The 24566-nt window shown below is 53.6% G+C and carries 33 protein-coding genes; 2 read left to right on the forward strand and 31 right to left on the reverse strand.

Annotation, left to right across the window (positions count from 1 at the left end):
* Window positions 1-4 precede the first annotated feature (4 nt).
* A complete protein-coding gene (locus tag SGLY_RS15595) occupies window positions 5-784 on the forward strand; it encodes a histidinol-phosphatase HisJ family protein (protein WP_013626150.1) in 780 nt (259 codons plus the stop codon).
* A gap of 14 nt (window positions 785-798) precedes the next feature.
* Here SGLY_RS15595 and cobA read toward each other — a convergent pair whose 3' ends face one another.
* From cobA to SGLY_RS15680, 18 genes are all read right to left on the reverse strand, one after another.
* On the reverse strand, window positions 799-2310 hold the full coding sequence (gene cobA, locus SGLY_RS15600; protein ID WP_013626151.1) for a uroporphyrinogen-III C-methyltransferase: 1512 nt from the start codon (window positions 2308-2310) through the stop codon (window positions 799-801).
* Window positions 2311-2312: 2 nt separating this feature from the next.
* The gene (hemC, locus tag SGLY_RS15605) at window positions 2313-3230 is read right to left on the reverse strand and encodes a hydroxymethylbilane synthase (protein ID WP_013626152.1); all 918 of its coding nucleotides are present in this window, start codon (window positions 3228-3230) and stop codon (window positions 2313-2315) included.
* Window positions 3227-3823: a glutamyl-tRNA reductase gene (locus SGLY_RS15610; protein WP_083811252.1), complete on the reverse strand. Its 597-nt coding sequence runs from the start codon at window positions 3821-3823 to the stop codon at window positions 3227-3229. Before SGLY_RS15610 ends, hemC begins: the two co-directional genes overlap by 4 nt.
* A gap of 159 nt (window positions 3824-3982) precedes the next feature.
* The gene (locus SGLY_RS18195; protein ID WP_013623800.1) at window positions 3983-4120 is read right to left on the reverse strand and encodes a CD1375 family protein; all 138 of its coding nucleotides are present in this window, start codon (window positions 4118-4120) and stop codon (window positions 3983-3985) included.
* Complete coding sequence (locus SGLY_RS15615; RefSeq protein ID WP_013623799.1) at window positions 4120-4308, reverse strand: hypothetical protein; 189 nt, start codon at window positions 4306-4308, stop codon at window positions 4120-4122. The genes SGLY_RS18195 and SGLY_RS15615 overlap by 1 nt, the downstream gene beginning before the upstream one ends.
* Entirely contained in the window at window positions 4308-6176 is a 1869-nt protein-coding gene (locus SGLY_RS15620) for a hypothetical protein (RefSeq protein WP_242822952.1), read from the reverse strand. The genes SGLY_RS15615 and SGLY_RS15620 overlap by 1 nt, the downstream gene beginning before the upstream one ends.
* Window positions 6103-7269: a reverse transcriptase/maturase family protein gene (locus SGLY_RS15625; protein ID WP_013623797.1), complete on the reverse strand. Its 1167-nt coding sequence runs from the start codon at window positions 7267-7269 to the stop codon at window positions 6103-6105. Before SGLY_RS15625 ends, SGLY_RS15620 begins: the two co-directional genes overlap by 74 nt.
* A 220-nt stretch (window positions 7270-7489) precedes the next feature.
* Window positions 7490-7825 carry a diversity-generating retroelement protein Avd gene (avd, locus tag SGLY_RS15630; RefSeq protein ID WP_013623796.1) on the reverse strand — a complete coding sequence of 112 codons (336 nt, stop codon included), beginning with the start codon at window positions 7823-7825 and terminating at the stop codon, window positions 7490-7492.
* Complete coding sequence (locus tag SGLY_RS15635; protein ID WP_013623795.1) at window positions 7806-8036, reverse strand: PDZ domain-containing protein; 231 nt, start codon at window positions 8034-8036, stop codon at window positions 7806-7808. The genes avd and SGLY_RS15635 overlap by 20 nt, the downstream gene beginning before the upstream one ends.
* 31 nt (window positions 8037-8067) lie before the next feature.
* Complete coding sequence (locus SGLY_RS15640; protein ID WP_013623794.1) at window positions 8068-8382, reverse strand: hypothetical protein; 315 nt, start codon at window positions 8380-8382, stop codon at window positions 8068-8070.
* Window positions 8366-8689 carry a hypothetical protein gene (locus SGLY_RS15645; RefSeq protein ID WP_013623793.1) on the reverse strand — a complete coding sequence of 108 codons (324 nt, stop codon included), beginning with the start codon at window positions 8687-8689 and terminating at the stop codon, window positions 8366-8368. The genes SGLY_RS15640 and SGLY_RS15645 overlap by 17 nt, the downstream gene beginning before the upstream one ends.
* Window positions 8690-8691: 2 nt before the next feature.
* Entirely contained in the window at window positions 8692-9531 is an 840-nt protein-coding gene (locus tag SGLY_RS18280; RefSeq protein ID WP_013623792.1) for a hypothetical protein, read from the reverse strand.
* Window positions 9532-9535: 4 nt separating this feature from the next.
* On the reverse strand, window positions 9536-10666 hold the full coding sequence (locus SGLY_RS15655; protein WP_013623791.1) for a baseplate J/gp47 family protein: 1131 nt from the start codon (window positions 10664-10666) through the stop codon (window positions 9536-9538).
* Entirely contained in the window at window positions 10659-11072 is a 414-nt protein-coding gene (locus tag SGLY_RS15660; RefSeq protein ID WP_013623790.1) for a hypothetical protein, read from the reverse strand. Before SGLY_RS15660 ends, SGLY_RS15655 begins: the two co-directional genes overlap by 8 nt.
* Window positions 11072-11356, reverse strand: coding sequence for a hypothetical protein (locus SGLY_RS15665; RefSeq protein WP_013623789.1), 285 nt, complete (start codon window positions 11354-11356; stop codon window positions 11072-11074). The genes SGLY_RS15660 and SGLY_RS15665 overlap by 1 nt, the downstream gene beginning before the upstream one ends.
* Before the next feature lie 17 nt (window positions 11357-11373).
* Window positions 11374-12129, reverse strand: coding sequence for a serine/arginine repetitive matrix protein 2 (locus tag SGLY_RS15670; protein ID WP_013623788.1), 756 nt, complete (start codon window positions 12127-12129; stop codon window positions 11374-11376).
* Between the two features lie 16 nt (window positions 12130-12145).
* Window positions 12146-12739, reverse strand: a complete 594-nt coding sequence (locus SGLY_RS15675; protein ID WP_013623787.1) for a splicing factor 3b subunit 2 — start codon at window positions 12737-12739, stop codon at window positions 12146-12148.
* A 2-nt stretch (window positions 12740-12741) separates the two neighbouring features.
* Window positions 12742-15144 carry a phage tail tape measure protein gene (locus tag SGLY_RS15680; protein WP_242822953.1) on the reverse strand — a complete coding sequence of 801 codons (2403 nt, stop codon included), beginning with the start codon at window positions 15142-15144 and terminating at the stop codon, window positions 12742-12744.
* An 87-nt stretch (window positions 15145-15231) separates the two neighbouring features.
* On the opposite strand from SGLY_RS15680, the gene SGLY_RS15685 reads away from it, so the two are divergent.
* Window positions 15232-15471: a hypothetical protein gene (locus SGLY_RS15685; RefSeq protein ID WP_013623785.1), complete on the forward strand. Its 240-nt coding sequence runs from the start codon at window positions 15232-15234 to the stop codon at window positions 15469-15471.
* 16 nt (window positions 15472-15487) lie between these two features.
* Here SGLY_RS15685 and SGLY_RS15690 read toward each other — a convergent pair whose 3' ends face one another.
* The 13 genes from SGLY_RS15690 to SGLY_RS15750 all read right to left on the reverse strand — a co-directional run bounded on the left by SGLY_RS15690 (window position 15488) and on the right by SGLY_RS15750 (window position 24554).
* Window positions 15488-15676, reverse strand: coding sequence for a hypothetical protein (locus SGLY_RS15690; RefSeq protein ID WP_013623784.1), 189 nt, complete (start codon window positions 15674-15676; stop codon window positions 15488-15490).
* Between the two features lie 17 nt (window positions 15677-15693).
* Entirely contained in the window at window positions 15694-16074 is a 381-nt protein-coding gene (locus tag SGLY_RS15695; RefSeq protein WP_013626153.1) for a DUF6848 family protein, read from the reverse strand.
* 34 nt (window positions 16075-16108) lie between these two features.
* Window positions 16109-16546, reverse strand: a complete 438-nt coding sequence (locus tag SGLY_RS15700; protein WP_013623782.1) for a hypothetical protein — start codon at window positions 16544-16546, stop codon at window positions 16109-16111.
* A gap of 19 nt (window positions 16547-16565) precedes the next feature.
* Window positions 16566-17996, reverse strand: coding sequence for a DUF2586 domain-containing protein (locus tag SGLY_RS15705; RefSeq protein ID WP_013623781.1), 1431 nt, complete (start codon window positions 17994-17996; stop codon window positions 16566-16568).
* On the reverse strand, window positions 17997-18215 hold the full coding sequence (locus SGLY_RS15710) for a hypothetical protein (protein ID WP_013623780.1): 219 nt from the start codon (window positions 18213-18215) through the stop codon (window positions 17997-17999).
* Window positions 18205-18717 carry a hypothetical protein gene (locus SGLY_RS15715; RefSeq protein ID WP_013623779.1) on the reverse strand — a complete coding sequence of 171 codons (513 nt, stop codon included), beginning with the start codon at window positions 18715-18717 and terminating at the stop codon, window positions 18205-18207. The genes SGLY_RS15710 and SGLY_RS15715 overlap by 11 nt, the downstream gene beginning before the upstream one ends.
* Before the next feature lie 2 nt (window positions 18718-18719).
* Window positions 18720-19220 (reverse strand): phage virion morphogenesis protein, encoded by a 501-nt coding sequence (locus tag SGLY_RS15720; RefSeq protein WP_013623778.1) that lies wholly within the window; start codon window positions 19218-19220, stop codon window positions 18720-18722.
* On the reverse strand, window positions 19221-19670 hold the full coding sequence (locus SGLY_RS15725) for a gp436 family protein (RefSeq protein ID WP_013623777.1): 450 nt from the start codon (window positions 19668-19670) through the stop codon (window positions 19221-19223).
* A 14-nt stretch (window positions 19671-19684) separates the two neighbouring features.
* On the reverse strand, window positions 19685-20572 hold the full coding sequence (locus tag SGLY_RS15730; protein ID WP_013623776.1) for a Mu-like prophage major head subunit gpT family protein: 888 nt from the start codon (window positions 20570-20572) through the stop codon (window positions 19685-19687).
* 27 nt (window positions 20573-20599) lie between these two features.
* Window positions 20600-21010: a hypothetical protein gene (locus tag SGLY_RS15735; RefSeq protein ID WP_013623775.1), complete on the reverse strand. Its 411-nt coding sequence runs from the start codon at window positions 21008-21010 to the stop codon at window positions 20600-20602.
* A 1-nt stretch (window position 21011) separates the two neighbouring features.
* Complete coding sequence (locus SGLY_RS15740) at window positions 21012-22067, reverse strand: phage protease (protein ID WP_013623774.1); 1056 nt, start codon at window positions 22065-22067, stop codon at window positions 21012-21014.
* 137 nt (window positions 22068-22204) lie between these two features.
* The gene (locus SGLY_RS15745) at window positions 22205-22948 is read right to left on the reverse strand and encodes a phage head morphogenesis protein (protein ID WP_013623773.1); all 744 of its coding nucleotides are present in this window, start codon (window positions 22946-22948) and stop codon (window positions 22205-22207) included.
* On the reverse strand, window positions 22941-24554 hold the full coding sequence (locus tag SGLY_RS15750; protein ID WP_013623772.1) for a DUF935 domain-containing protein: 1614 nt from the start codon (window positions 24552-24554) through the stop codon (window positions 22941-22943). The genes SGLY_RS15745 and SGLY_RS15750 overlap by 8 nt, the downstream gene beginning before the upstream one ends.
* Window positions 24555-24566 lie beyond the last annotated feature (12 nt).

The following is a 24566-nucleotide window of genomic DNA, read 5'->3' on the forward strand; positions in this document are numbered from 1 at the left end:
GATCATGTTTGATACTCATGTGCACACCAGATTTTCACCGGATTCAAATTTAAAAATAGGAGAGCTTATCCAAAAAAGCAAGGATGAGAAATTAGGCATCATCATTACAGACCATTATGAGTTTGGTTCCGGGAAGGACTGTTTCCGTTTTAATGAGAAGGACTACTTTGACACTCTGCTCCCTCTTCGCCATGAAAGGCTCCTGACAGGTGTAGAGATCGGCTTAAATACTCTTCAACCGGAAAATTTGCTTGCTTTTCTGCAAAAGCATTCTTTCGATTATGTCCTCGGCTCAATCCACACGATTAATGATCAAGCCCTGGATCAGCATTTTTTTTCCACCCACACGAAACAAGAAGCCTATGAAAAATACTTGAAACACGCCCTGTTCTGTTTGCAGGCTGTACCCTCGATTAATAGCTTCGCCCACTTTGATTTTATCAGCCGCTATGCCCCCTATCCTGACCCGGCGATGGAATACCGCCAGTTTTCCGATTTGCTGGATGAAATTTTTAAGCTTTTGGCTGAACGGGAAACAGCTTTGGAGATCAATCTCCGGTACAGCCATCCTCAATACTTTTCAGAATATCAAAAGTTTTATCAAAGGTTCAAAGAGCTTGGGGGAAAGTATGTGACCATTGGCTCCGATGCTCATTCACCCGGGCAAATAGGCCGAAACCTGAAGACCGGCTATGAGCTCGCGGCATATTGTTCTTTATCGCCGGTATATTTCAAGGAGCGCTCCCCCCAGTTTGTTCACTCTGCTCAATGCTGTGCCCGCTAGATAAACGGAACGGATTAAGCCGGTCCCTGAATCATGGCTTTCACCAGGCCTTCAACTGTATACTCCTTGGCCTCAGAAAAAACAGGCAGCCCCATTTCTTGCAAGGCGGCGCTGGTCACAGGGCCAATTGAACATAGCTTTACCTTGGACAGCAAATCTTTCTTGCCGTCCAATAAGCGGAGAAAATGAGATACGGTTGAAGGGCTGGTAAATGTCACCCCGTCTATCTCCTTATTTTCCAGCAGATCCCGCAGCCGGTCTTTATCCGCCTCTCCCGGAACCGTTCTATAGACAGGCACATCCCAGACATCCGCGCCTGAAGCTGCCAAGGCTTGCGGCAGCAGGCCCGACGCCTCCTGCGCTCTTGCCAGGAGAACACGCTCCCCCGGGATGAGCTTACCGGCCAGGCCTTCGGCTATTTTTTCATTTCTGAATTCTTCGGGGACAAAAGAAACAGATAATCCCCTTTTGGTCAGGGCTGCTTGAGTCACCGGGCCAATAGCCGCGATTTTCACTCCGGCAAGCTCCCGGATATCTTTCCCCCGGCGCCCCAGTTCAGCAAAAAAGGCTTCTACCCCGTTTACACTGGTAAAGATGAGCCAGGACAAGCTGTCCAGATTTTCCATTGCCCTGAGTAAAAGCTGAGAATCCGCAGGCTCGGTAATCTTGATTACCGGAAATTCCAGAGCTTCCCCCCCCAGCTCTTCAATGGCTTGGGACAAGCCGGCGGCCTGATGGCTTGCTCTGGTCACAATGATTGTTTGTCCGAACAAGGGTCTGCGTTCAAGCCAGTTCAGTTTTTCTCTTAAAGAGACAACTTCTCCAACCACAATAACTGCCGGGTTCTCCAGCCTTTTCGCCCGGGCTATGGAAGCAATGCCGCCAAGCTCGCCGGATATGACGCGCTGTTTGGAATATGTTCCCCACTCAATGATTCCTACGGGTGTTTTTGCTGAGCGCCCATGCTCCAAAAGCTTCCCGCAAATCAGTTCCAGGTTTTCCATGCCCATCAGGAAAATCAGAGTATTTTGAGCCTCGGCCAGATTCTTCCAGGGAATATTTGAATTTTCCTTATCCGCTCTCTCATGGCCTGTAATTACGGTAAAGGAGGAAGTGAGGCCGCGATGGGTAACGGGAATCCCGGCATAGGCCGGTACGGCAACCGCTGAAGTGACACCGGGAACAATTTCAAAGGGAATCCCTGCTTCAGCTAAAGCTTCCGCTTCTTCTCCCCCGCGTCCGAACACAAAAGGGTCTCCTCCTTTAAGCCTGGTTACCGTCTTGCCTGCGAGCCCTTTTTCGACCAGCAAGGCATTGATTTCTTCCTGAGTCCTTACCTGAGCTTTTGGTGATTTACCTACATATATTTTCTCACACTCAGGCTTGGCTTGATTGAGCAGATGAGCGGAGATCAGGCGGTCATAAATCAGAACATCCGCTTTGGCTATACATTCCAAGCCCTTTATGGTGATCAATTTCGGATTGCCCGGTCCGGCGCCGACAAGATAAACATATCCTTTTTTCATCGTTATCCCTGGATCTCCTTTAATAGATTATTCGCGCCTAAACATTTGATTTGGGCGGCGGCGTCTGCTCCTGTCTGTTCAGGATCAAAGCCCTCTGCCGTCACCTTTAAAATATTTTTGCCGTCCATACCGGCAACCATACCGGTGACTTGTATCCTATCCTCCTGAACTTTAGCCAAAGCGGCAATCGGAGTCTGACATCCCCCTCCCAGGCTTCTCAAAAAAGAACGTTCTGCCCGTCCGGCCAATTCCGAAGGCCTGTGGTTAAGAGGCTGGAGTATTTGCCTGATCTCTGTTCTGTGCGATGCTGTCTCAATGGCAATGATCCCCTGGCCGACAGCAGGCAGGACAACATCTTCAGCCAGAAATTCCGTGATCCGGTCCTGCCAGCCCAAACGCAGCGCACCGGCTGCCGCCAGTACAATCCCGGCCATATCCCGGGAATTTTGCAGCTTGTCCCAGCGTGTATCCAGATTCCCCCGCAGATCGCAGAAATTGAGGTCCGCCCTCTGATATTTTAATTGACACTGCCGTCTTAAACTGCTGGTTCCGATCATCGACCCGGCGGGCAATTCAGCCAGAGGAAGCCCTTCTTTACCAAAGAATACGTCTCTGGGATCATGGCGTTCCCCGTAAGCGGCAATACTCAGGCCCTGGGGCAATTCAACAGGAAGATCTTTCAGGCTGTGCACCGCCAGGTCTATTTCTCCGGTCAATAAAGCCTGTTCCAGCTCCTCGGTAAAAAATCCCTTGTCCCCAATCTTGGGCAGCGGAATATCAGGAATTTTATCCCCTTTCGTTTTCTTCGGGACTAAGACGCAGTCTATCCCGGGATAAATCGATGTCAAGGAATCCTTGACCCACTCGGCCTGCCAGATGGCAAGCTTACTTTCTCTTGTGCCAATGCGAATGGTTTTCATTGTACCTTCTCCGCCGCTCGAATATTTGTCTGATTATCCGGTGACAATTCTTCCTCAGGATCAAGATCAAATAACTTCTGCAGGGTCTCGGTATATAAATATCCCTGCGGAGTATTGGCTGCCTCATGAAGCTTGCTCAAAGGAAAATGCAATAACTGCTTGACGATGGAATCAGCTAACCGGTGGATTACCTTCCCCTGTTTGGGAGTCAGTCCATCCAGTTTGGCCAGCGCTTTGGCCAGGTTAATCTTCTTGATTTCTTCCCCCCGCTGCTGCAGGGCGGTAAGGGTTGGCGCCACAAACAGGGCATTGTGCCATTCTTTATACCTGGCCATTTCTTCCCCAATCATTTTTTCAGCTTCGCCGGCGGCGATTTCCTTGATTTTATGATTGCTCTCCGCAACCTGGCGCAGGTCATCGATATCATAGAGACTGACCTGATGGACTGCCCGCACTTCCGGGTCAATATCCCTGGGAACCGCGATATCAATAAGAAGCAATGGCCGGTGTTTTCTTTTTTCCATAAGCATCTGTATTTTTTGCCTGTGTAGCCGGACAAAATTTTTGGCAAAAAGGGACAAGATTTTTGGCAAAAATTACACCGTTTCTCAGAAGTATTTCCGAGGTATCGTTCGCTTGCATCGACCGCCCCGGAGGGGGTGATTCATGCAAAAGAGCGAGGCCATTTAAGACATCCGGGAGGGAGCAGCCGCGAGGCCGCCCCTCCTTTTGTCTTGCCCGGTTTAAGCGGTCTATGCGCCTTCCACTTCAGCCGCCAGATACTCAGCCACCGGGACGATGTACTCTTCAGGGAGGGACTCGATGTCCCTTTTCTCCCTCTTAATGAGTGCAGCGTATACGGGAATCATGTAATTCTTGACTGCTGCCATTACTGCCCGCCTCCTTGTGTTAGTGTATTGACACGCTCTTCAAGCGCGGCAATCCTTGCATTTGCTTCAAGCAATTCCTCAAACAGTCCGGCCACGGCCTCATAGAGGTCGATATTTAGTTCTTGGGCCTTTTCTACCTTTTCCCTCTTGATTTCAGAGAGAGGCTTTGGATTTAACAATTCAGGCATTACTCAAACGCACCTCCAAATCCATTTATTGAGACTTCGCCTTCATATCCGGGGTTTTTGACAATATGGAAGCGGATGTTTACGCCCCATCTTGTCGCCGTTTTCTCCGCATTGATGAAGTTATAGACTCGGTTGATGAAGACCTGCGCTGTGATGTCTTCCCATGTCGGATTGTCGTCAAAAGCGTTATTACAAGCGTACACGTAGGCCTCCGCGCCCTCGATGTGCCATGTTGGAGTGACAAGGACTTTGGTTGCCATCGCATCGGTCTCGAACGGAGTCGGGAACTCGAACAGGATTTCCGTCTCGTTCTTGCTGAAGTTGAAGACTCTAATCGACGTCGCAAAATTGGTGTCTACAGCCTCAATCTTGAGGGAGTGTGACCCGTTTGTCAGCATGAGCCACTTTTCCTCCGTGAGGGTGATTGTGGCCTCTGTGCCGAGCTCTGCGGTGTATGCTCGGATGACAGTATCGTCAATTTTTTCGGTGATAATCACCGCATCGCCTTCGACGTCGTTCACAATGTAGGTCTTTGAGAAGGCTCCCGTCTGTTGACCGAGGTCTTCATCCACTCCCGAGATGCTCGGCGCGGCGTTTACGCGCTTGAAAGTGTATGTCCTGTACGCCGTGCCACCCTTGCCGTCGCTGACCTCAATCCGAGCCGTGTTGACCGAGTTGAGAGCTAAGCTGAAGAGCTTTTCGTTCGTGATTTCAAGCGTGAGCGTCTGTCCTTTCGGGGCGTTGTTTATCGTTCTGAGCGTTTCAGTATTGAGTTTCTCGACAACTGTCAGTGTGTCTCCGTCCGTGTCATTAACCGTGTACTCAATCTGAAAGCCGAGGTTTTTATCCCCGAGGTTTTGGTCACTTCCCGAGACGGTCGGAGCTGCGTTCACTCTTTGGAACGTCCATACTCTTGTAGCCGTGCCGCCCTTGCCGTCATTGACCGTTACGGAGACGGTATGAGTGCCGAGGCTGAGGCTTGTGACCGGGACGTTGATGCTGTATGTTTGCCCCCGGACTGCATTCGTGAAGGTGTTTGTCTGCACGCCGTCGCGGTATTCCGTTACTGTGAGCACGTCGGACGCATCGGTGTCATTGACCGTGTAGGTGATTACAAAGTCCGCGTTTTTGTCCCCGAGATTTCGGTCTATGTCAGAAATCAATGGGGCAGTATTCAGTACTTCAAGGACGGGCCGCCAGCCGACGATGTCGGTGCGATTCGACTGCCCATTGTTGTTCCAATAGCGGGCCGAAATGTAGCCGCGAAGCGCACGGGTAGCGGTGTTGCCTGTGTAGGTCTCTTGACACCATGAATACATACCCGCCCAATGCCAAAAATCGCCATGAGTGCTCGTGTAGTCAGCCGTTGCAAGGGTAGAGTCAAGGTCTGCCGAAGTGGGAGCAGGGAGCCCTGTGATGACCTCCTCGCGGGTGACGAATCTGTCCCACTCGTTTGTAGCCGGAGAACCGCCGGAGTAGGCGTCCGTTCCGCTCCTGTAGTTGCTGCCGCCCGTCAGAGCTCTCAGCTTGTACTCGGCCCCGTCAATAGTGATGGTTTTGCCAAAAATACGATTGTCGCCGTTGAGGTCGTCCCACGACACATTAGCCAGGATGACCCTGTCACAAATAAGAAGGGTCTTGTCTCCGTCCTTGATTTTGTGCCATTTGAGCTGATTCGCTTCAGTTCCCGGAGTGTTGCCGATAGTCCAGCTTGACATCGTGGTCAAGGTGTTAAAGTCGGCAATGTCTCCGACTGTACTCTGACCTGTCGGCGCGGAGCTGATGCGCCACGGTTTAGTGGGGCGAGGTTGGATTACTCCGCTCTTGTACAGGCCGCCGAGATTGATTGTTCCGAGATATTCTGCCAAAATAAATCTCTCCTTCCACTTTGATATAGGGGTATGGTGCGAAAATCTTCTTGCAGAGGTTGAAGCTGCATGACCAGCGTGCATATCCGAGCCATGAGCTCACGGCCTGAACGACTTCCTTCTTGGTCATTTCCCCGGCCTTTTGCTTTTCGTCCATACGCTTAATGCGTCGCTTCATCGCCTGTTTTGATTTATCCCTCAATAGGCGGTGAGTCGTCCAGATTTTGAAGCCATAGGCATTGACGCCCTGCTCCAACGGGAAAATCTTGGTCTTTTGGTTAGTCTCAAGCCCGAGTCGCTCCTCAAGGAACGTCTTGATTTTTTTGAGGTACTCCTGGGCCTGTTCCTTCGTTGGCGTCACGATGCAAACATCGTCCATGTACCGGGTGTAATACTTCACCTTGAGGAACCTCACGCAATACTGGTCGAGCTTGTCGAGGTAGATGTTCGCCATGTCCTGCGAGGTCACGTTCCCGAGCGGTATTCCTTTTTCTCCTTCCGGGCTTGAGTCAATGATTTTGTTAAGGAGCCGGAGAAGTTTTTCGTCCTTGATTTTCTTTTGAAGGATTCTCTTCAGGATGTCCCTGTCGATAGAGTAAAAGAACTTTTTGACATCTATTTTGAGAATCCATCCTCCGCCGTGCTTCCATTTGCACAACCTCATGTTATGCTGAAGGTGTTCGACCGCCCTGTGATTCCCTTTGTCCTCTTGGCAAGCAAACGAGCCTTTGATAAATACCGGCTTATAGACTTCCTTGAGAACGCTGTGAACCGCGAATTGCACGGTCTTGTCCCGAATATGAGGAGCGGAGATATTTCTCTCTTTCGGCTCGAAAACCTTGAATCGAATGTACTTCCCGACCTCATATTCTTCATCCTTGAGGTCTCGCCACAAGTGGACGAGATTCCTCTCCCTGCACATATCGAAGATGACGGCTTCCTTTTGGAATTTCCGCGCTCCTCGTTGTGTCTCACGGTATCCTTTCGCTATGTTGTCGTAGTCAACAACTGCGTCAAACAGCGGGCTTTTAGTAGTGTTCGTCATAATGGCATCCCTTTCATGAAGCGGCTTGGCAGTTATGACATTGTTCATGTGTTTACACCGTTTCCACAGTGAAGGATTGCCCCTCCCTTGAAGTATAACAAGGACTCGCCGATGAAGCCGTGACCGCATCGGACGAAAGACTTACAGGGCGGGCCGCCAGCCGACGTTGTCGTTGCGATTCGACTGCCCATTGTTGTTCCAATAGCGGGCCGAATTGTAGCCGCGAATCGCACGGTTAGCGGTCAAACAGGGACAACCCTGTGAGTAGTTACTTTTTCCCGTAGTGGGCCTTTATCAGACCCCCGCATATGCGCCCGAGCTCGGAGATTTTCTCTTGCAGCTCATAGGCTTTCTTTTGGGTGATGTACTTCTGATTCCTCGCCATCCCAAAATGAATGAGCAGGAGCTTCAGGTCTGCGTCCACCTCCCGGAGGTAATGGATGCGGTCATCCGTCTTGAGTGCGCTGTACATCATAGTGTTTCGGATGACCCTGTAACATGCCTGTTTTATCTCTTGGCAGAGGCAAAACTTCTCGGACTGCGGGAAGTTCCTCAAAAGGGGATAAATCCTGTCAAGGAAGATTTCAGCTTTCTTCTGAAGCATGGAAGGCTCCACGAATCAAACACCTCTTTTCCCGCAATCTCTCAAGTTCTTGGACGTCTCCGTAATACTCGCATCCGTAGTCGGTGAGCTTGATTGTCGCTTTCTTGTCTGTCCCTGTGATGATGCCGGAGATGATGAAGTCATCATCCTTGAGGCCGGAGCAATCACCGTCGCATAAAGGAACCAATTCACTGAACAAGTTCCCTATCATGCAGCTCAGCTCCCTCCTCGGGCACGCCACTTTATACATAGATTTTCCGCGCCACCGGGTCATAGATGCCGTTGCTGAGCTTGATGTTGCTGAGCGAGCTGAAGTTCTCAATAAACACGTTGTTGGTCATATTATTCAAGGTTGCATCCTTGACGACCTTGAGCTCAGCCTGAAGCTGTGCAATAGAGGCATCCTGAGTTATGGTCTGCGCGGTGACTGCCTGGATGCCGTCGTCCATATGACCGAGATTGTTCTCGCTCAGCGGCGTCCCGTTCTGGATGACTTCGCCCGTTTCCTCGTCGACGACATGGTCTTTCCATCCGACTTTGCTATAAGGATTCAACACTTTCAACCTCCATTTCTGTAAAGCGGTACTTAAAGGCTACATAGAGCCCCTTGCTTTGTGGTTTCGTAAAGACCCTGTCGGTCAGCGCGACCACATCGCCGTCATTGTCGACGAGCTGCACGTTTGAGACGCTGCCGACAACCGCATCGTCAAAGTAGACGTAAATCTTCACGACGTCTCCTTCAACGATAGACTTGAAAATCGGCCTTGTCTGCGGAGCTCCGTTGAGGCTGTACGCCGCATGATGGATAGAGCTCGCGAACCTTTGGGCCTGTTTGTTTAGGCCGATGCCCGTCAATGTCTTCATGGTCATTCATCTCCTTTCGTCATGGTTTTCTCTGATGCGAGAGGATAAGTCACTTCACCATCGCGGGCCGAAGACTTGACCTCCGAGACGGAATCAAAGCCATAATAAAGCGAACAATTCTCCTCGTGGTATATCCTCCGCGATGTCATTGTCCGGCCTGTCAGAGGATAATCCTTGATAGCTCCGCCGCTTTGGGACTGAGCCACGCCCGCCGAGGCGACCATATGGCCGACACACACCGCGATCGGGAAGACGCCGCACACGATAGTCCCGCAAAGGGGATAACGGGAAAATCCCGTCTGCTCCTTGGAACGGATTCCGATGACGTTTCCGCTGTCCACACCGTAGTTAGGCTTTGCACTCGCTTCCTTGACCTTCATCACCTCGGCGTCTATGATGCGGATGTCATTGACGCCACTCGGATTCTTGCCCCGGAGGAAGATGATAAACTCAGCCCATCTCTCCGGGTCTGTCTTATAAAACGGCTCTATGTAGGATTGTTCATATCCGAGAGCCTTGAGGGCAAGGAGGACGCCCGGCCTTGTCCCGGCCTGCTCCGCGATAATGGCCTTCATGGAAAGCCGTGTCCTGTAGGCTTCGGCATCCTCGCCCTTGAGCCGGGGCATTTCCCGGTCTTTACCGTGTTCCGGGAGCATGACCTCGCTTGCGCTGATGACCATTGACTCGGCCCGCACCCGGAAGATGTCCCTCTTGGTGTCGTCAAACAGCTTCCCGACGACCTTGAAAAAGATATAGAACTGATTCGCTGCCTTTTTCCCTTTCCTCAGCGGAGTAAAGAGGAGGCTGAACATGTACTCGCCGAACCTCTCAAATCTCGCCATCGCCTCACGTCCTTTCCACTGTCACCGATACCTCACCGAGGATGATGACCTTGTCGCTGTCAAGGAAGACGTCCTCACTTGGAACCGTAACCTTGACATTGCGGACGGATGCGACCTTGCTTTTGACAGCGTGGACGATGTCGGCGTGAGTGAGCTCGTTGAGCTCCCGGTTTTTCCGTATCTGAAGCAGCTCCGAGATAGCAGCCTTCACGCTGTCGGCGATGCCGTCATCCGAAACGGTGTCCGGGATGGTCACGGTTACGGAGACAGGCTGCTCTATGGTCGTAGAGCTCTTCACGAGCACGTCGTCATAGTTGCCGATAATCTTGTCGACCTCGGCCCGCACCTGTGCAAGGAGGCCCTCCGTCGCTTCTCCCGCCGTCCCTGTGACGATGATGTCGACCGTTCCTTGACCTCTCGGGTGCATATCGTTCACCTTGACAAAGAGCACGCCCGGAACCTGTTCACAAGCGTTTTGATACTTCTCGGCGATGGGCCTTGTGGCAAGCTCAGACCACGAGCGGAGGGTGCGCTCCCGGAGGCTCTCAACGTCCTCAATGTCGCTGCCTTCCCGGACTATCCAGTCAGAACCATTGGAGACCGTGCAGCCGCCCTCTAAATGCGTCAGGGAGCGCGTTATCTGCCCGGGTGGTACATTGTACCTTGAGCCCTCCCGTTCGGCCTCCACGAGGACGCCGACCGTCTCCGCGCCCTTCTGAAGGACGGTATCCTTCAGGACAAAGAATCGGAGCTCCTCGCCGTTGACGTCCTTGATGGTCTTGAAGACGTGCCCTTTGGCAATGCGAACGGCCTCCGCGCCTTCTCCCCTTGTCACAGTGACATAGCCTTGCGTTTTGAGGGCTTCCTTTTGTTTCTTGCCGAAGTCCGCCGCTTTGAGCTTGAGCCATATCCCCTCAGCATGAGCGACAAACATGTTATTGAGCACACGGCGGAGGAGGTTGATGAGCTCGATGCGGATGCGGAGGACTATCATCAAGAGGGTGTAAAAGATGCCGCCCGAGCTGAAGTTCGTTATTGAGAAGCCCTCGCTTTTAAGCTGCGCGACCGTCTCCTCCTTGAGCTTCTCGATGTCCGGGACGGGAAGAATCTCGTCAAGAACCTTTTCATCAATCAATTTCAATCACCTCCACATTTACCCTGTCGACCGTGACGCTCACGCTGTAGGTCTGAGAATCCCCGATAAAGCAAAAGGTAGTGAACACCTTGAGCGCGTCATCCTCAAGCTTTACCTCGGTTGAGATGGTCTCAGAGTCGACGATTTCTCTTCTTTCAAGCTTTTCTCTTATGCGCTCCCCGACCTCTATGATGGTGAGCTCGTCGTCCTCGCTCTGCACGAAGTCGAGAAGCGACCATCCCCACTCAGTATCATAGAAGAGCTCGCCCGCCTGTGTCATAGCCTCAAGCCGGATGTCCTGCATGATGCAGTCGAACCCGGACACAAGAGGCGCGTCGCCAGTGGCCGCCTGGGTGAGCTGCCACGAGGGGTCAAGCTTAATGTCTGTGTCGTTTAACCCTGCCATCAAACCACCTCCCCGATAATGCACGGATTGAGCTCACCGTACAGAAGGCCGACCGCGACGGTTTTCCCGAGCTCGACGTTTACCTTGGAAAGCACTCCGGGAATCTCCGGGAAGCGTTCGTCAATCTCGCCCGTTTTGTCAAGAATCTTGAGGCTGTATTCGTACCACTCGCCCGTGGACGCTGCTCTTGTGACCCTTGCACGCATAAGGCCGGGGAGCTGCAAGTGAGGGAAGTCGGCGGCGAGCTGCTTTGCTATTACACTTTTGACCATTTCCTCAAGCATTGCTCTCCCTCCTTCGGTTAAAAATAGATGTAGGTGCGGATGAACCCCGCCTCGTTGGTAGTAAAGACGACCTTCTTGACCTCGAACTCGCCGGACACCTGCGGGTGTGAAACGCTTATTTTGTGCGAGTGCTTGATGAACGGTGCGGAGACCGTTTCGAGTTCCCACACGCCCCCCGGCCTGTTGAGGGTGATGATGTTCGTCCCGTACTCAAACGAGAAAACCTTTGTTTGTTCGGGCTTCTCTCCCCAATAGAAGACTCCGCCCGAAAAGAAAAACTTCTCAGCGATTCCCCATGCGGCGTGTATCTCGTTAATGACCGAGACCACGTTCTTTTGAAAGATGGGGATTCGCGCCTTTGCCGGATGTGCCGCCGCCGAAAGCTTCATCTTCTGAACCCCGGCCTTTGCGAGGCAAAAGGAGATAATCTCCTGCGGCGTCGCATCTAAAAACGTGTTGTTAATGGCCGTTTCCTCAAGGAGAATCATGTCGTCCTTGAGGAGGATTTCGTTCATGTAACCGCCGCTGTCATACGGCTTGGTGATATATCCTTCGAAGACATCGTCGAAAACCCCGTTGTAACCGAGCTGGATGAGGGCCTTTTCTTTGACGTCGAGAGTGAGCTTCTCTTTGAACTGCCGGGTAAACCTCACCTTCGCCCAATCAAAGTAACTGTCTTTGCTTGAATAAACCTCGATTTCTACGCCTTCCCTGAAGGTGTATTTCCCGAGCTCTACGCTGATTTCGGGATAGAATAATTCAGCCGTTTCCACTCTTAGAATCACTTCCTTAGTACGGCATCATTGAGAGCCTGTTCGCATAGGCCGTCGTGCTTACGTCATCCACAGCGGGGGAGTTGTTGGTCTTGGGAGCCGTCCCCCGGCTGCCGCTCAAATAGCTTTGATATGCCGGGTCGAGCTTGCTTACCGCCGATGAGGTGCTCGTCTGCGAGCTGCCGCTCTTGGATTTTGTCGCCGTGATGGTCATTGGATTGTACGACCAGAACTCAAGGCTCACCGTGAGCTGCTCCTTTTTGCTTTCCTCCTTCGAGCTGAGGCTCTTGAAGATGACCTTCTTGACCCGGCGCGCTGCCGTGTGCTCGTTGATGATTTCATGAACGACAGGCTTCTCCTGTCCTGCCTTTTTGAAAAGGTTTTGTATCTTGTCGAGCTTCTCTTTCCTCGTGGCGTTGGGGCCGTCTTCTAGGATGAGCTCAATCGTCACCTTTGCGTCCTCGTACCCCTCTGCCTGTTTCGCCTTCGCGGAGCTCCCTTCGACTGTCTGCTCTTCGATGAGAGCGTCATCCCTGACCTCTATACTCTTGATGAGGCCGGGGAGGATAACCCCGCTCACTTTAATCGAACTGTCGTCGACAAATATCAAGATTATCCCTCCCCTTCAGCGACGAGCCCGTTGCTGTTGACGTAGTCCTCAATCTCCTTGAGGAGCTTGAGGAGCAGCGGGAGCTCTTTGATTTTGGAGAAGTCCACGTTTAGGAGCAGTTTCTCGATGATGATGCGCCTGTCTCTTTCCGTGGTCGTCTCCGATGTTTCTTTCTCCCGGGAGATTTCCTTGAGGTTGACCTTCTTGACAGGCTCCCGGCCTCCTGTCGTGTCAATTTTGCCGAGCCCCTTCTCCACGGCTTGAGCCGGGAGGTCTGCACCCTGTTCGATGCCCTGCGCCAGCGTGGACATTGTCCTGTGCCCCGAAAGCGTCAGCTCCGCGAGAGGCCCTTCCTTCGCATCCGAGAACGGAAGAAGCTTTCTAACCTTCTGGAAGATGCCTTTTACCGCCTCGACGGGCTTCATGGCCGCGCTCTTGATGCCTTCAACGAGGGTGTCGATGATTCTCGCGCCGCTTTCCCTGAAGAACGCCGGAACACCCATAAAGAATTCCTTGATTGCATTGATGCCGTTGACAAAGCCTTCCTTGATGCGGGTCCACATATTCGAGAAGAAGGCGACTATTGAGTCCCAATGCGTGATAATGAGCATCGGAATCCCTATGAACGGCAGGAATGCGGCGATTGCTATTTGCAGCCAGGTCGGCATCCCCGAGAAGAGATTCCGAATCCAGTCAAACCCGGCCTTTATGCCGTTGACGAAGCCGTTCCAAACGCCTTGTATCCACGAGACCACCGAGTCCCAATTCCGCCAGAGTAGAATAATCGCGGCCACTAAAGCGACGATGCCTATAATAATCCACGTGATAGGATTCGCGAGCAGGGCCGCCGTGAAGCTCCACACCGAGGCGATAAGCTCGGGCATCGCTGTCACCGCCGTCGTGATTGCTTGCTTTGCCATCCCCACAAGGCCGAGGGCCATGTTCTTTAATGCCGTGACCCCGTTAATGGCTGCCGTCCTCGCCATGCTTGCGATATTGACGGCGACGTTTCTGATGCCAGTAACCGCCGACGAGGCAAAGGTCTTAACCGCGCTGAAGCCTCTCTTTAGACCGTCCCCGGCATACAGGGCCTTTATTTGGATAGTTGTAAGCAGGTCGGGGATTCCCCGTATCGCCCGGTAAAAACCTGTCGCAAGTCCCGCCGTCTTGGTGAACACAAGCCCCACGCCGCCGACGACCGCGATTGTCGTCCCGGCCACCATCAGGAAGCCTCCCAGTGCGAGCACAATAATCATGATGACTTTGACGAGCTCCTGATTCTTCTCAATCCATGAGCCAACCTTTGTCAGGACTTCCTCGCCCCTGCCGAGCAGTTCGTTGACGGTGGGGAGGAGGCTGTTGCCGATGGACTCCTTGACGTTCTGGATGCGTTGCTGTAACCGCTGGTACTTCTCGGGCTCCGTGTCGTTGATAGCCGACGCCATTTCCCGGGCGGCCCCGACTCCTTCGCCCATCGACGAGTAAAGGCCGAGGATGTTGTTCTGCAAGTCTCCCGTCTTGGAGTACATGAGGTCAATGAGGGCGACCGCCTCCGTATCACCGAAAGCTTTTTGCAGTTGCATTTTTTCGGCTGCGTCCATCGTCTCTCCGAACTTGCCCCGGAGTTTACCGAGGATTTCCGGCATAGAGAGGAGCTGGTTGTTCGCGTCCGTGAACTTGAGGCCGAGCTCCTCGCCGCCTTTGACAGCCGAGCGGAGGAAAGCTTTGTATTTCGTTCCCGCCTCGGCTCCGCTCATTGTGGCCTGAAGCATACCCAATATAGAGAGCTGCTCCTCAAGGGGCACGTTGGCCGTCGTTGCCGAGGCCCCGAGGGTCTGAATCGCTTGTGCCATCCCTGAGCCCGTGGTCTTGAAGTTCTTGACCGAAGCCGCAATCCCCGCCGAGAACACTTCCCCGAACTCCATATCCGAAAGGTCGGAATAGAAGTTCTTGTATATGCCGTAACCCGTGGCGAAGAGGTTTGTCATCTCCGCGATGCTGGACTTTGTTCCCTTCGCGGTGATACCTGCAAGCTCCGTATACCCGGCGACGCCCGCATCCGTAAGGGAGGAGATGCCGCTCTTGATGTCATAGGCCGCCGTGATGAAGTCGGCTTTCGATGTCCCGGCCCACTGTTCGGAGAAGCTGCGCGCCGCATCCTCAAGGACGCCGAGGTCTTTGACGCCCACCGAGGCAAGCTCACCGAGAGCCCTTTTTGTCGCGAAGGTTGCCTCCACCGGGGCGAGAGCTGAGGCGGTTATCTGTGCGCCGATACCCGCCATCGCCGCCCCGGTCTTGGTCATGTCGCCGAAGGTCTGCTCCATGCTCTGAAGCTTCGAGACAGAGCCGCCGACCGAAGACTGCACACGGCCCATCGGGCCTGTCAGGTGGTCGACCATGTTCATAATGAGGGACAGCTTGAAAACGGATTCTAAGCTCACACTATTCCTCACCCCTTTCGTATGGTATAATTAGGCAAAGGAGGGATTACCATGACCTTGATAATCGTAATGCTCAAAGTTCTCATATTCGCCCTGTGCGCCGGAGCTGCCATCTCCGTCCTTGTATATGTTCCGCTTATGGTCTATACGATTCCCTATGCCTTATGGGTAGGCCATCAAAACACGATGGGAAGGCAGAAGGACAAGGACAAAGAGAGCATCTTCCAGGCCGGGAGGAACGCGACCAAACTATATAAAGCATGGATTACCAGACAAACACCGACCCTTTGATAAAGAGGTCGGTTTTTTATTCCGAGAACACCTTCGAGATAGCTCTCGCAACAATGTCCTCCTCAACCTCTTCGATGTACCTTGCCCGGGCGAGGAGCGCAAGGAATTCATCAAAATGCAGCTCCCCGATATTATCCGGCAGAAGAGCAGGGGGGACGAACCTGTAAATCTCAAGCGTCGCCGCCTCAACAAAGTCCGTCCTCACCCTCCCGAGCTGCTCTTCTACAGCTTCATTAAATTTGCGGTCTTAGACAGCCCGAGCATGGAGAGCAGCTTTTCGCCCGCGCTCAAGGTAAGGGCCGGGTATTCCTCAAGGTCGGCCTCCAATCTGTCGCGGTGCTCAGGGATGATGTTGTCAAACATGAAGGCCTTGAGCGCCTTCGTCATTCCGTTGGCCGCCGTCTTAACATAACGGTCATAGCTCGCCGTGGTCGGCTTCTTGAAGATATAGGAGACCTCAATCTCCGTGTCATCGTCCGGGGTGAGGGTTAAATCAAGCTGATAAACCTTGCCGTGTTTTGTCTTGAGCTCCTCGGTGTTAAGTGCTCCAGACCCGCCTTTTTTAACCTCGGCCTCGTTGGTTTTGATGCTCTTGTCTTCCATTGCATAATCCTCCTTTGACATTTATTTTGAGATATTACAGGGCTTTAACGCCGTCGCTCTCGATTCCGTCCACGATAAGCATGTCAAGGTCAACCTTGATGCTTTTGTCTCCCTGCGCCGCCTTGTTGCTGCGTTTGGTGAACGTGACGGTATTGAGCACATCGCTCCTTGTGCGGTCTCCCTCGTTGGCGTAGGAGACGACAATCTTCGGGATGACCAGCTTGAAGAGCGGTGTCCCTTTGCTTTTGCAGTAGTCAAGCAGCGCGTCATAATCGTCGCGGAGGAGGCTGACCTTGCCTTCGGCCTTGTAGTTGCCTTCTCCGTAGCCTCTCGGTTTCTGACCCTTGCCGTAGGCGAGCTCCTTTTCCAGCTCGTCGTCGTAGGAAATTTCCTGAAACTCAATCGTGAGACCCGGGAGCTTAATATCGACGTCGGCCCAATCGTATGTTTTGCCGTTTACTTTCAATGACATCCTAATCAAGCCTCCTTTCTTAGCTTGCGCTCGGCTTCGTTCTGCCGAGGTCGACTTCGATTTCCCTGATGTATCCTCTGGACACATAGCGGATGGTGACGGGCATTTTCTCGGTCGTGATGATGTCCTGTCCTTCCGGGACTGTGATTGTGGCCGAGGAGATTTCCTTCAGCTTGACCATCTCGTCGAGAGGAGTCTGCATGAACTTCGCCCTTGTTTCGAGCTCGTTTTGCATATCTTCAAGGTCGATGTCGTCCTGCAAGAGCTGAAGGCCCTCTTTGCGGACTTCCTTGATGATTTTGTTCTTGACCCGGACATCCTCGGCATAACGGTAATCCGAGCCGTCCGGGGACATCACGCGAGCATTGGTGACAAAGTAGTCCTCAAGCCCGTCGTATTCCCGGAAGGTGAGGTATTTTGCGGCATCAAGCAGCTCGATATATTCCTCAATCCCCGCGGGCCGGAGCTCTAGCATCTTGCTTTTAGAGATTCCCATGCCCGCCGTGTCCCGGGTCTTGCCGATACTCTGATGAACTTTGGTCTTGGAGTACAGGCCGCACACGATTCCGGCGTTGTTGATTTCCCTTGTGATGCCGTCCATGCCGACATAGAGGGAGCGCGCTGCCACGACCTGAATGTCGGTGTTCTTGATGTCCTTCTTGTCGGCCTCAAGCCTCAAGGCGTAGTCGGCGACATCCTCCTCGTTGTCCGGGACGTATGCCTCAAGCACAAAGAGGAGGGGCTTGTGATAGGTTGCCGCGAGCTCCCGCTGCTGCTCCGATACCGCCGACCATAATGCTTTCTGCGATTCCCCGACGATATGAACCAATTCATAGGGCTCGTTGAAGTTCTTGAGCTTGTCAATGGCCGCCAGCGCGTCGGCGTTGGTCATGGTGGGGGCCGTTGTCTTGAAACGGAAGACGTCGCCCACAAGGAAGGATGTCTCCTCATTCGGCTGCGCACCTTCCGTAAACGTCACAGTCAGGCCCGTCAGGGGGATTTCGAAGGCTCCCGTCAGCGGCACGGTGGACTCGTCGGAATAGCTGTACCCGCCATCAATCGAATACACGAACAGGGCGGTATTTCTGCGGCCTTGCCCGGTGATTCTGACAATTACGTCAAAGGCATTGTAAGGACTCCCGTCAGCGGTTAGGGAACCCGAGCCCGTGCCTGTCTTTTCGACCATTCCCCGGCTTCCTGCCGTGGATGCCGAGACCGGGATGCAGTAAATCCGGTTGGAACCGTTCTCCACCGAATCCATGACCTTGTCAGCAAGCGGGCTCAGGCCGAGGCGTTCCTTGATTTTCGCCGCCGTCATGTTGCCCGTAATGATGATAGGCGTGTCCGACGTAACGGGGGAGACACCGATTTTCACATGGACACCCTCGCCCTTTTCGGTTGCCAGTCCGAGCAATCCGTCAGTAATGTTTGTTGTGACATCTCTAAGCATTTACTTCACCTTCTTTCCGATGGGACTGCCGGAGAATTTTCCGACCGCTGCGTCGAAGTCTTCCTCCGTGACCATCTTGCCCGGCTTCCATCCGAGGGCGGCACACATACCGCTGAAGATGGGGGCGGGCGTTTTTTTCTTGTCTTTGAGCTCCTCAATGCTAAATAGCTTCGGAGCTGCTGTGTCAGCCGTTTCCGGCTGTTGGTTTTTACTCGCCATCTTGAGTCTCCTTTCCCTTGATAACTGATTCGACTTCGACGTCCGTGAGCTTCGCGAAGTCTGTGTCCTTATAAACGCCGCCCATGAATTTGACTTTGACATTGACGGCGACTTTTGCCTTCAGGATGCTGTCATCCTCGTCAACCCATTCCGCCTCCACGACCTCAATCGGGGTATAGTTCCCGTCGATATAGATGCCTTTGTCAAGGGCTCTGAGAAACGCTTCAAAGAACTCCTCCGTCTTCTTGGGGTCGGGGTCTCCGATTATCACGCTGAAGGTCGTCTCCCGGGAGAAAACCTTTCGCCTCTTGTGCTGCGCGCCTGTTTGGTCACTGTATAGTTTTTTTGCGCCGCTTCGGTCGAAGGTTTCCTCCTCGAAGAGCACGGCCCCGATATGGGCCTCCTGTGATGCCCGGAGCTTTTTCATGCTTGTGTAGGGCTTCGAGCGGATTCCTGCTCCCTTCAGCTTTTCGATGAGGTGTTCCCTGCATTCCGTAAACATTTCTAATCCTCCCTGAAGTAATCCTCAAGAGTGCCCTTGATTTCCTGCATGTCGTCATCGCTGAGGCCGAGGAAGGGACGGGCCGGGATGTTGATTCTGACGGTGACTTGCTTCTTCCGTATCCAGCGGCCATCCACTTGAAAGACAAGGCCCTTCGAGGTCTTGGCCCGGATGGTGATTCTCCTGTTCTTGGCCCCAAGCTGATGCGTCGATGCATATATTTTGTTCGTGCCGACCGCGAACCCGGAGGCGTCGGACGTAGTCTTGATGGAATTCTTAAGCCCTGCGCTTTTGACGAGCGTGACGCCGCCTTCCTGCGCCGCCCTGATGGATTGCTTCCATTTCTTCCCGTCCGGGCCTTTTTCCGTTCGGAACCGTTCGACGGTCGACTCGCGGATAGCCTCGGCAATGGAGGCGTTAATGCCTTTCTTGTCGATGTCCGCGAGCTGCCGGAGCCTTTTCATCAAGCTTCTTGTGTCGCCGTCAAGTCTGATGCTGTACATTTACATCCCCTTCAGCTTGTCGCGGGAGAAGAGGCGCGGACTTGATGCGACCGAGAAGCCTGTTCGCGCTGCGGTGGTGGTGTCGACGGCTCCGATTTCGACCTTACCCTCCGCCAGCAGTTCAAAGAACCGAATCGCCGCCTTGTAGCGGTTTAAGTAGTTCTTTTCTCTGTCACTCTCGTCGATACCGATGCGGGAATACAGGTTATAGACGGCGATGTCCTTTGCGAACTTATTGATAACCTGTGGGACAGGGGAGAGAGGGAGAGGGTATCTCTTAGCGAGGTATCCGTCAATCTCCGCCCCTGCGTCCGCGATTGCCCCTTCAATGATGGGGATGATTTTCGCCTCACGCTCGGCCTCGTCTTCTATGTAGTCGCTGCCGATGATGGTGTTGAGGGCATCATCCTTAATCATGGAGCGGACTTCTGCGGTCTCACAATATGCCACGCCGACTCACTCCTTTACTGTGCTGTACCGTCGCTGCCGTAGGCCATTTGCCAGAAGGCATACCCGGAATTTCCGCGAGAGTCGGCTCCGTAGAGGAATTCTTTTCTCATGAAGACGTTCTCGTCGGTCTCGTTGGTCAGGCTCACAAACTTCGGCTTCTGTCTCTCTTGGTAAATGAGAGGCTTGATGGGCTTCTTGGTGCAAAGCAGGAACCACATCGAATCATTTCCGGCCAGGTCGGGAACAACCAGCGGCTCCGCCGTTCCCTTCAGGATGTTGGTTGTGCCGTCAATCTGGTCGGCGAGAAGAATCTTCCTCGCTTCGGTCTCTAAGGCCGGGCCAACGACGAGAAGGTCGGGGACAATCTTGAGAGGCTTGCCGTGTTCGTCCGTTACCGACATGATTGCCGCCCTCGCCGCTGCATAGGATTCCGGCGAAAGTTTGGCCGTTCCCTTGTTGCTGAAGGTCTTTTTGCCGACCTTGTGGGCGTCCGAGAAAAACGGCAGCCCATCATAGCATTTGTTTGTGAATCCGCCCGGGAGCAGTACGAAGACAAGCTCGTCGGGATGCAGGGCCGCGCTCTGACCGAGGGACTGAATCGCCGGAGTGTAGAGCCCGACACGGTCGTCCTCGATGTCGTTGCGGGGAACGCCGACCGTTACCTCGAAGTCCTTGTTCTTGATGGTGTAATCGGATGCCGTCAAACTTTTAATCTGACGGTCTCCAATCCATTCCCGCATCATGGGGATAGTGCCGAGCCATTTGTAATTCTCTTCCCCTGTAACGGAAGGGACGACCGTCGCCACCCTGTCATAGAGGGGCTTTGTTTCGTCAAAGGCTTTGGCAAAGATGGTCTTGAACCCGGTAAAAATGCCCCGGAGTGCTTGCTGATTAACTATCATAGTGCTTTAATCCTCCTTTTCTCCCTGTTATAGGGTTTCGACGGCGACGCCGTCGTCTGTTACTGCGATGACTTTTCCTGCCCGGGAGCTGCCTGTCGCCAATGCGGTCACGGTGCAGTCGTCGACGATATAGCAGTCCTTGAGGACGTGTTCGGCTTTTATTTTGTTGGCTGCTACCGTGGTATTGTCCCAAACGAAGACGCCTCTTCTGACCTTGACGGTCTTGTCTCCGGCTGCGCCTCCCGTGTTGTCGACGTATTCCTCGGCGCGGCCCGCTGCCGTAAGGCCCTCGGCCTTGACAGCGGCCTTTGCGTTGCCGCTCGCATCGAGCACGACAAGCCCGCCGTCATAAATGACCGCACCTGCCGCCACCGGGAGGACGACAATTCTCCCGCCTTCTGCAAGCTCCGGCGTGTTCCTTCCTGCTGTGAGTGCCATGTTATCTCACATCCTTTCCGTACTTCTTGAGGTCGTCCTCGCTGACGCCAAGCTGCTTGCAAATGAGCAGCGTCGCCTCGTCGAAGGTTTCCTCTTTGTTCGCCTTGGTCTCGATGTCAAGCTCGCCCATCGGGACGCCCTGGGGGGCCTTCTCAACGAAGGACTTGAATCCCTCCGGGTCTTTGAGTGCGTACTGCGTCGCCCAATCCTTTTGAGCCGGAGTCAGTTTCCCGGCCTTCAGGGCCATGAGGACGGCGTCGTCTGCATCCCTGCGGGCGATTTTGTCCTTGAGCTCTTTGAACTCCTTCTCAGAAACAGAGCCCTCCGGCTTCTTGTTTGTGAGCGCCACGATTGCGGCGGCCACGTCTTCGGTCTTGGCTCCGGCCTTCAGCCCGAGCATCTCGCAAATCACCTTGTTTGAGACGACCTTGCCTTCATCCTCCGAACCGCCTTCAGGATTCTTGTTCTCTGTGCCCTCCTTGAACTTCTTGGCATCCGCGACGGCTGCCTTGAGGGCTTCCGTGACCTGCTCTTCGGTTGCGTCCTCACCGAGTCCGAGCAGAGCCGCGAGCTTTTTAATGATGTCCATGTCGTTACCTCCTTCATAATCATCAAGTTTGATGGAATTGATTATCGGAAACATCCCGTCAATGGCGGGTGTGTTCGTCAATGCTGCCGAGTGTAGGACTATTGCCTTGCCGTCCGACTTGCGGACGAGGACAACGGGCGAGAGATAGCGGTATTCCCGGTTTTCGAGATACTTCTTTCCCTGCGGAGTCCATTCCACTTTAGCCACAATCGCTCCGTCCTCAATGGATAGGTCTTTAATCCATCCGCCCGCCGGAGCCTGTACATCTTTGAGCGTCTGATGCTCATAGTCAATCACGATGTCGTTACCCCGTTCGAGAAAAGTCTGCTTCATCAAACGGAAGCTTTCCTCATCGACGTCGAAGTCGCCCTTTTGACTCTTGACGTGTCCGAGGGGGAGGAGCTTCACCTTCTCGGGTGCTCCGTTTACTTCTGACTGACCGCCTCTACAGGCGAATAATTTTGCCATTTGCTCACCTCGCTATCACCTTGCTTTTTAGAATCGCTTCTAACCCCGTTAGCACGCGTTATAACGCCCGTTAGAATTCTTTTAGGTATATTTTGCCTTACTCGATGGATAAACTACTAAATTGGGCCTTTTAACGCTTATTGTTTGTCTTTGGCTTTCACGCTCCTCTCAAATGCCTTCTTCAAGGTTTCCGGGTATCCCTTGAGGTCGGGTGTAAACTGCACCTTCGCGGGATTCGTCGAGAAGCTCGGGTCGGGCAGGATGTTCACGAAGCGTCCGTCCCGGAGCTCTGCCGCCTTCGGATTCTCTGTCTCCACCTTGAGCCCCCGCTGCTCGACCTGTCTTTTGGAGAGCGAGCGCACGGTGCAGCGGCATCGGAAGCCGTTCGGCGGATACCATGTGTCCCATACCGGGGAATCTGCCGGGAAGACCCTTCCGTCCATCGCAAGGTGTGAGGGACGGGTGCTCGTGTCGTTCACTGCGTCATATATCCAATAAGGCCGGAGCTTCAGGACATCCGGGTCGGTCATTTGCCTGTAGTGCCCGACTTGATACGCCGTTTGAATGTTCGTCCTGAAGATATTGTCCGCTTGGAAGTTCGTAATTCCTTCGTACCCTTGAGCCTCAAGGAACCCGTTCATTCTGTCCCGGAAGCTCCGCATCGTTTCTCCTTCCTCAATCGCCCGGAGGAGCTCGTCGTGAAACTTCTTGAGAACTTGAACCTTTGTATAGCCCGAGACGGTGAAGGCGAGGGACTGATACTCCGCCGCGATTTCCGAGAACTGCTTCGCTGTGACAGGGATTTTACCCCTGAAGTATTCGACCGCCTCCTCGAAGGTTATCTCCTTGTTCCGGGAGATAACGCTCTCAACTTCATTCATCCCGTATCACCCGCCCCTCAAGGTCTGCATATAGCATCGCCTTTTGAAGGAGCTCCTCAATGTCTTTGACATCCATTTCCCCGGCAAGCCGCTCGACGAGCTCCTCGTTTTCAAAGAGTTTCTTGACAGCGTCGAGGTCTTCGGTGTTGTCAAGCATCTTGAGAACGGGAGCGAAAAGCTTCTTGAACAGGCCCGAGCTCTGTTTGATTGCCGCTGCCGTGAGGCCGTCGATGCGCTGCTGCGTTCCCGGCTCTCCGGCTGCCTGTCCCTTGAGTTCGACCTTTTCGGCTCCGGCTGCCGTTGCTTCATTGGTGACGACCTCCGCCGTTTGCTCCTTCATCGGGATGGGTAGGGCGGAGCCTTTGCTCGGAGCTGCCACTTCCTCACCGTTTTCCGGCTTCGGGATGGAGAACTTCTTATATAGGTGAGAGGTCGGGACTTTGAGCCCAATACTGCAAATCAGTTTCTCATAGATGTCGACCGTTTCCTTGAGGTCTCCGGCCTCCTCGCAATCGTAACGGATGTACGGAATGCGCCTGTCCTCGCCAAAATTGAAGAGGACGAGGGGTCGGATAAGGTCACGGCGGAGCGTCGCGGCAAGAGCCTTGCAGTCTGCGACCGTGAGGTCGTGACGGACTTCGTTGTGCGTCTTGCTTTGTGCGTAGCTGCCGCCCCCGGAGTCGCTGGTGAGCGTCTGTCCAAGGATAGCTTTTGACATCTGCTCGTCACAGTACCGGGCGAGCCGTTCGTATATGTCGAGGCTTGATGTCTTGCTGGACTCCTTGAACTCGATTTCCGTCCCGTCCGGGATGATGCCCGCCGCATCGGAGCCGATCTGAACGAGGGCTCGCATGAGAGCGGCCTTGTCTTCCTCGCTTGCGCCCTGGGCGTACTTGCCGAGGCGAAGGGGCATCCCGAAGACCTCGCAAAAGCTGACCCAATCCTTCAGGTCGTAGTTTTTGAAGAGGTACATCCACGCGACGACCCTCAGAACGCCCGCCCTTGACGGGTGTCCGCTGCGGGCCTTGTAGCGGTGGATTATAAACTTGTTCTCAGGGACAATGATGCCGCTCGGGTATTCCTTGGTGACGACTTTGAAGTTGTCCTCCGCATCCCAAAAGAAACGCTTCTGATGTCTGTTCTTGATTTCCTTGACAACGACTCGGCCATCGTCATAGTCCCATATGATTTCAGAGACCGCGATGCCTTTGCCGATTGCGTCAAGCAAGTCCATCGCCATGTCCTCGAAGTTTTCGAGGCTCTCGATTTCCTGCGCCACGAACTCGGCGATTTCCTTGTCCCGCTCGTCATCCGCATCAAAGGGGATAACTTCAAAGTCGAGGCCCGTGACGGCGTTCTTGCGGGTCTGAAGCTGCGAGAAGAGATGCGGGTCTTTTTCCTCCATCTCCTCGAAGAGCTCCATCTGCCGGAGGACATCCCCGGCGTCCGCTTCCTTGAAGATGGTTGCCAGCTTGACGGGCGTGAGGCCGTTGCTCGGGTAGTCCGAATATTTGTCCTGTACCTGTGCGACCGCGATTTCCGTGAGGTCGGGCCTTCTCAGGGCCGGAGCTTTCGTCTGCTGCTGCCTTTGTTTCTTTTTGCTCAATCCGTCTCACCT

Origin of the sequence: Syntrophobotulus glycolicus DSM 8271 (assembly GCF_000190635.1) — a bacterium.
GTDB classification, from domain to species: Bacteria; Bacillota; Desulfitobacteriia; order Desulfitobacteriales; family Syntrophobotulaceae; genus Syntrophobotulus; species Syntrophobotulus glycolicus.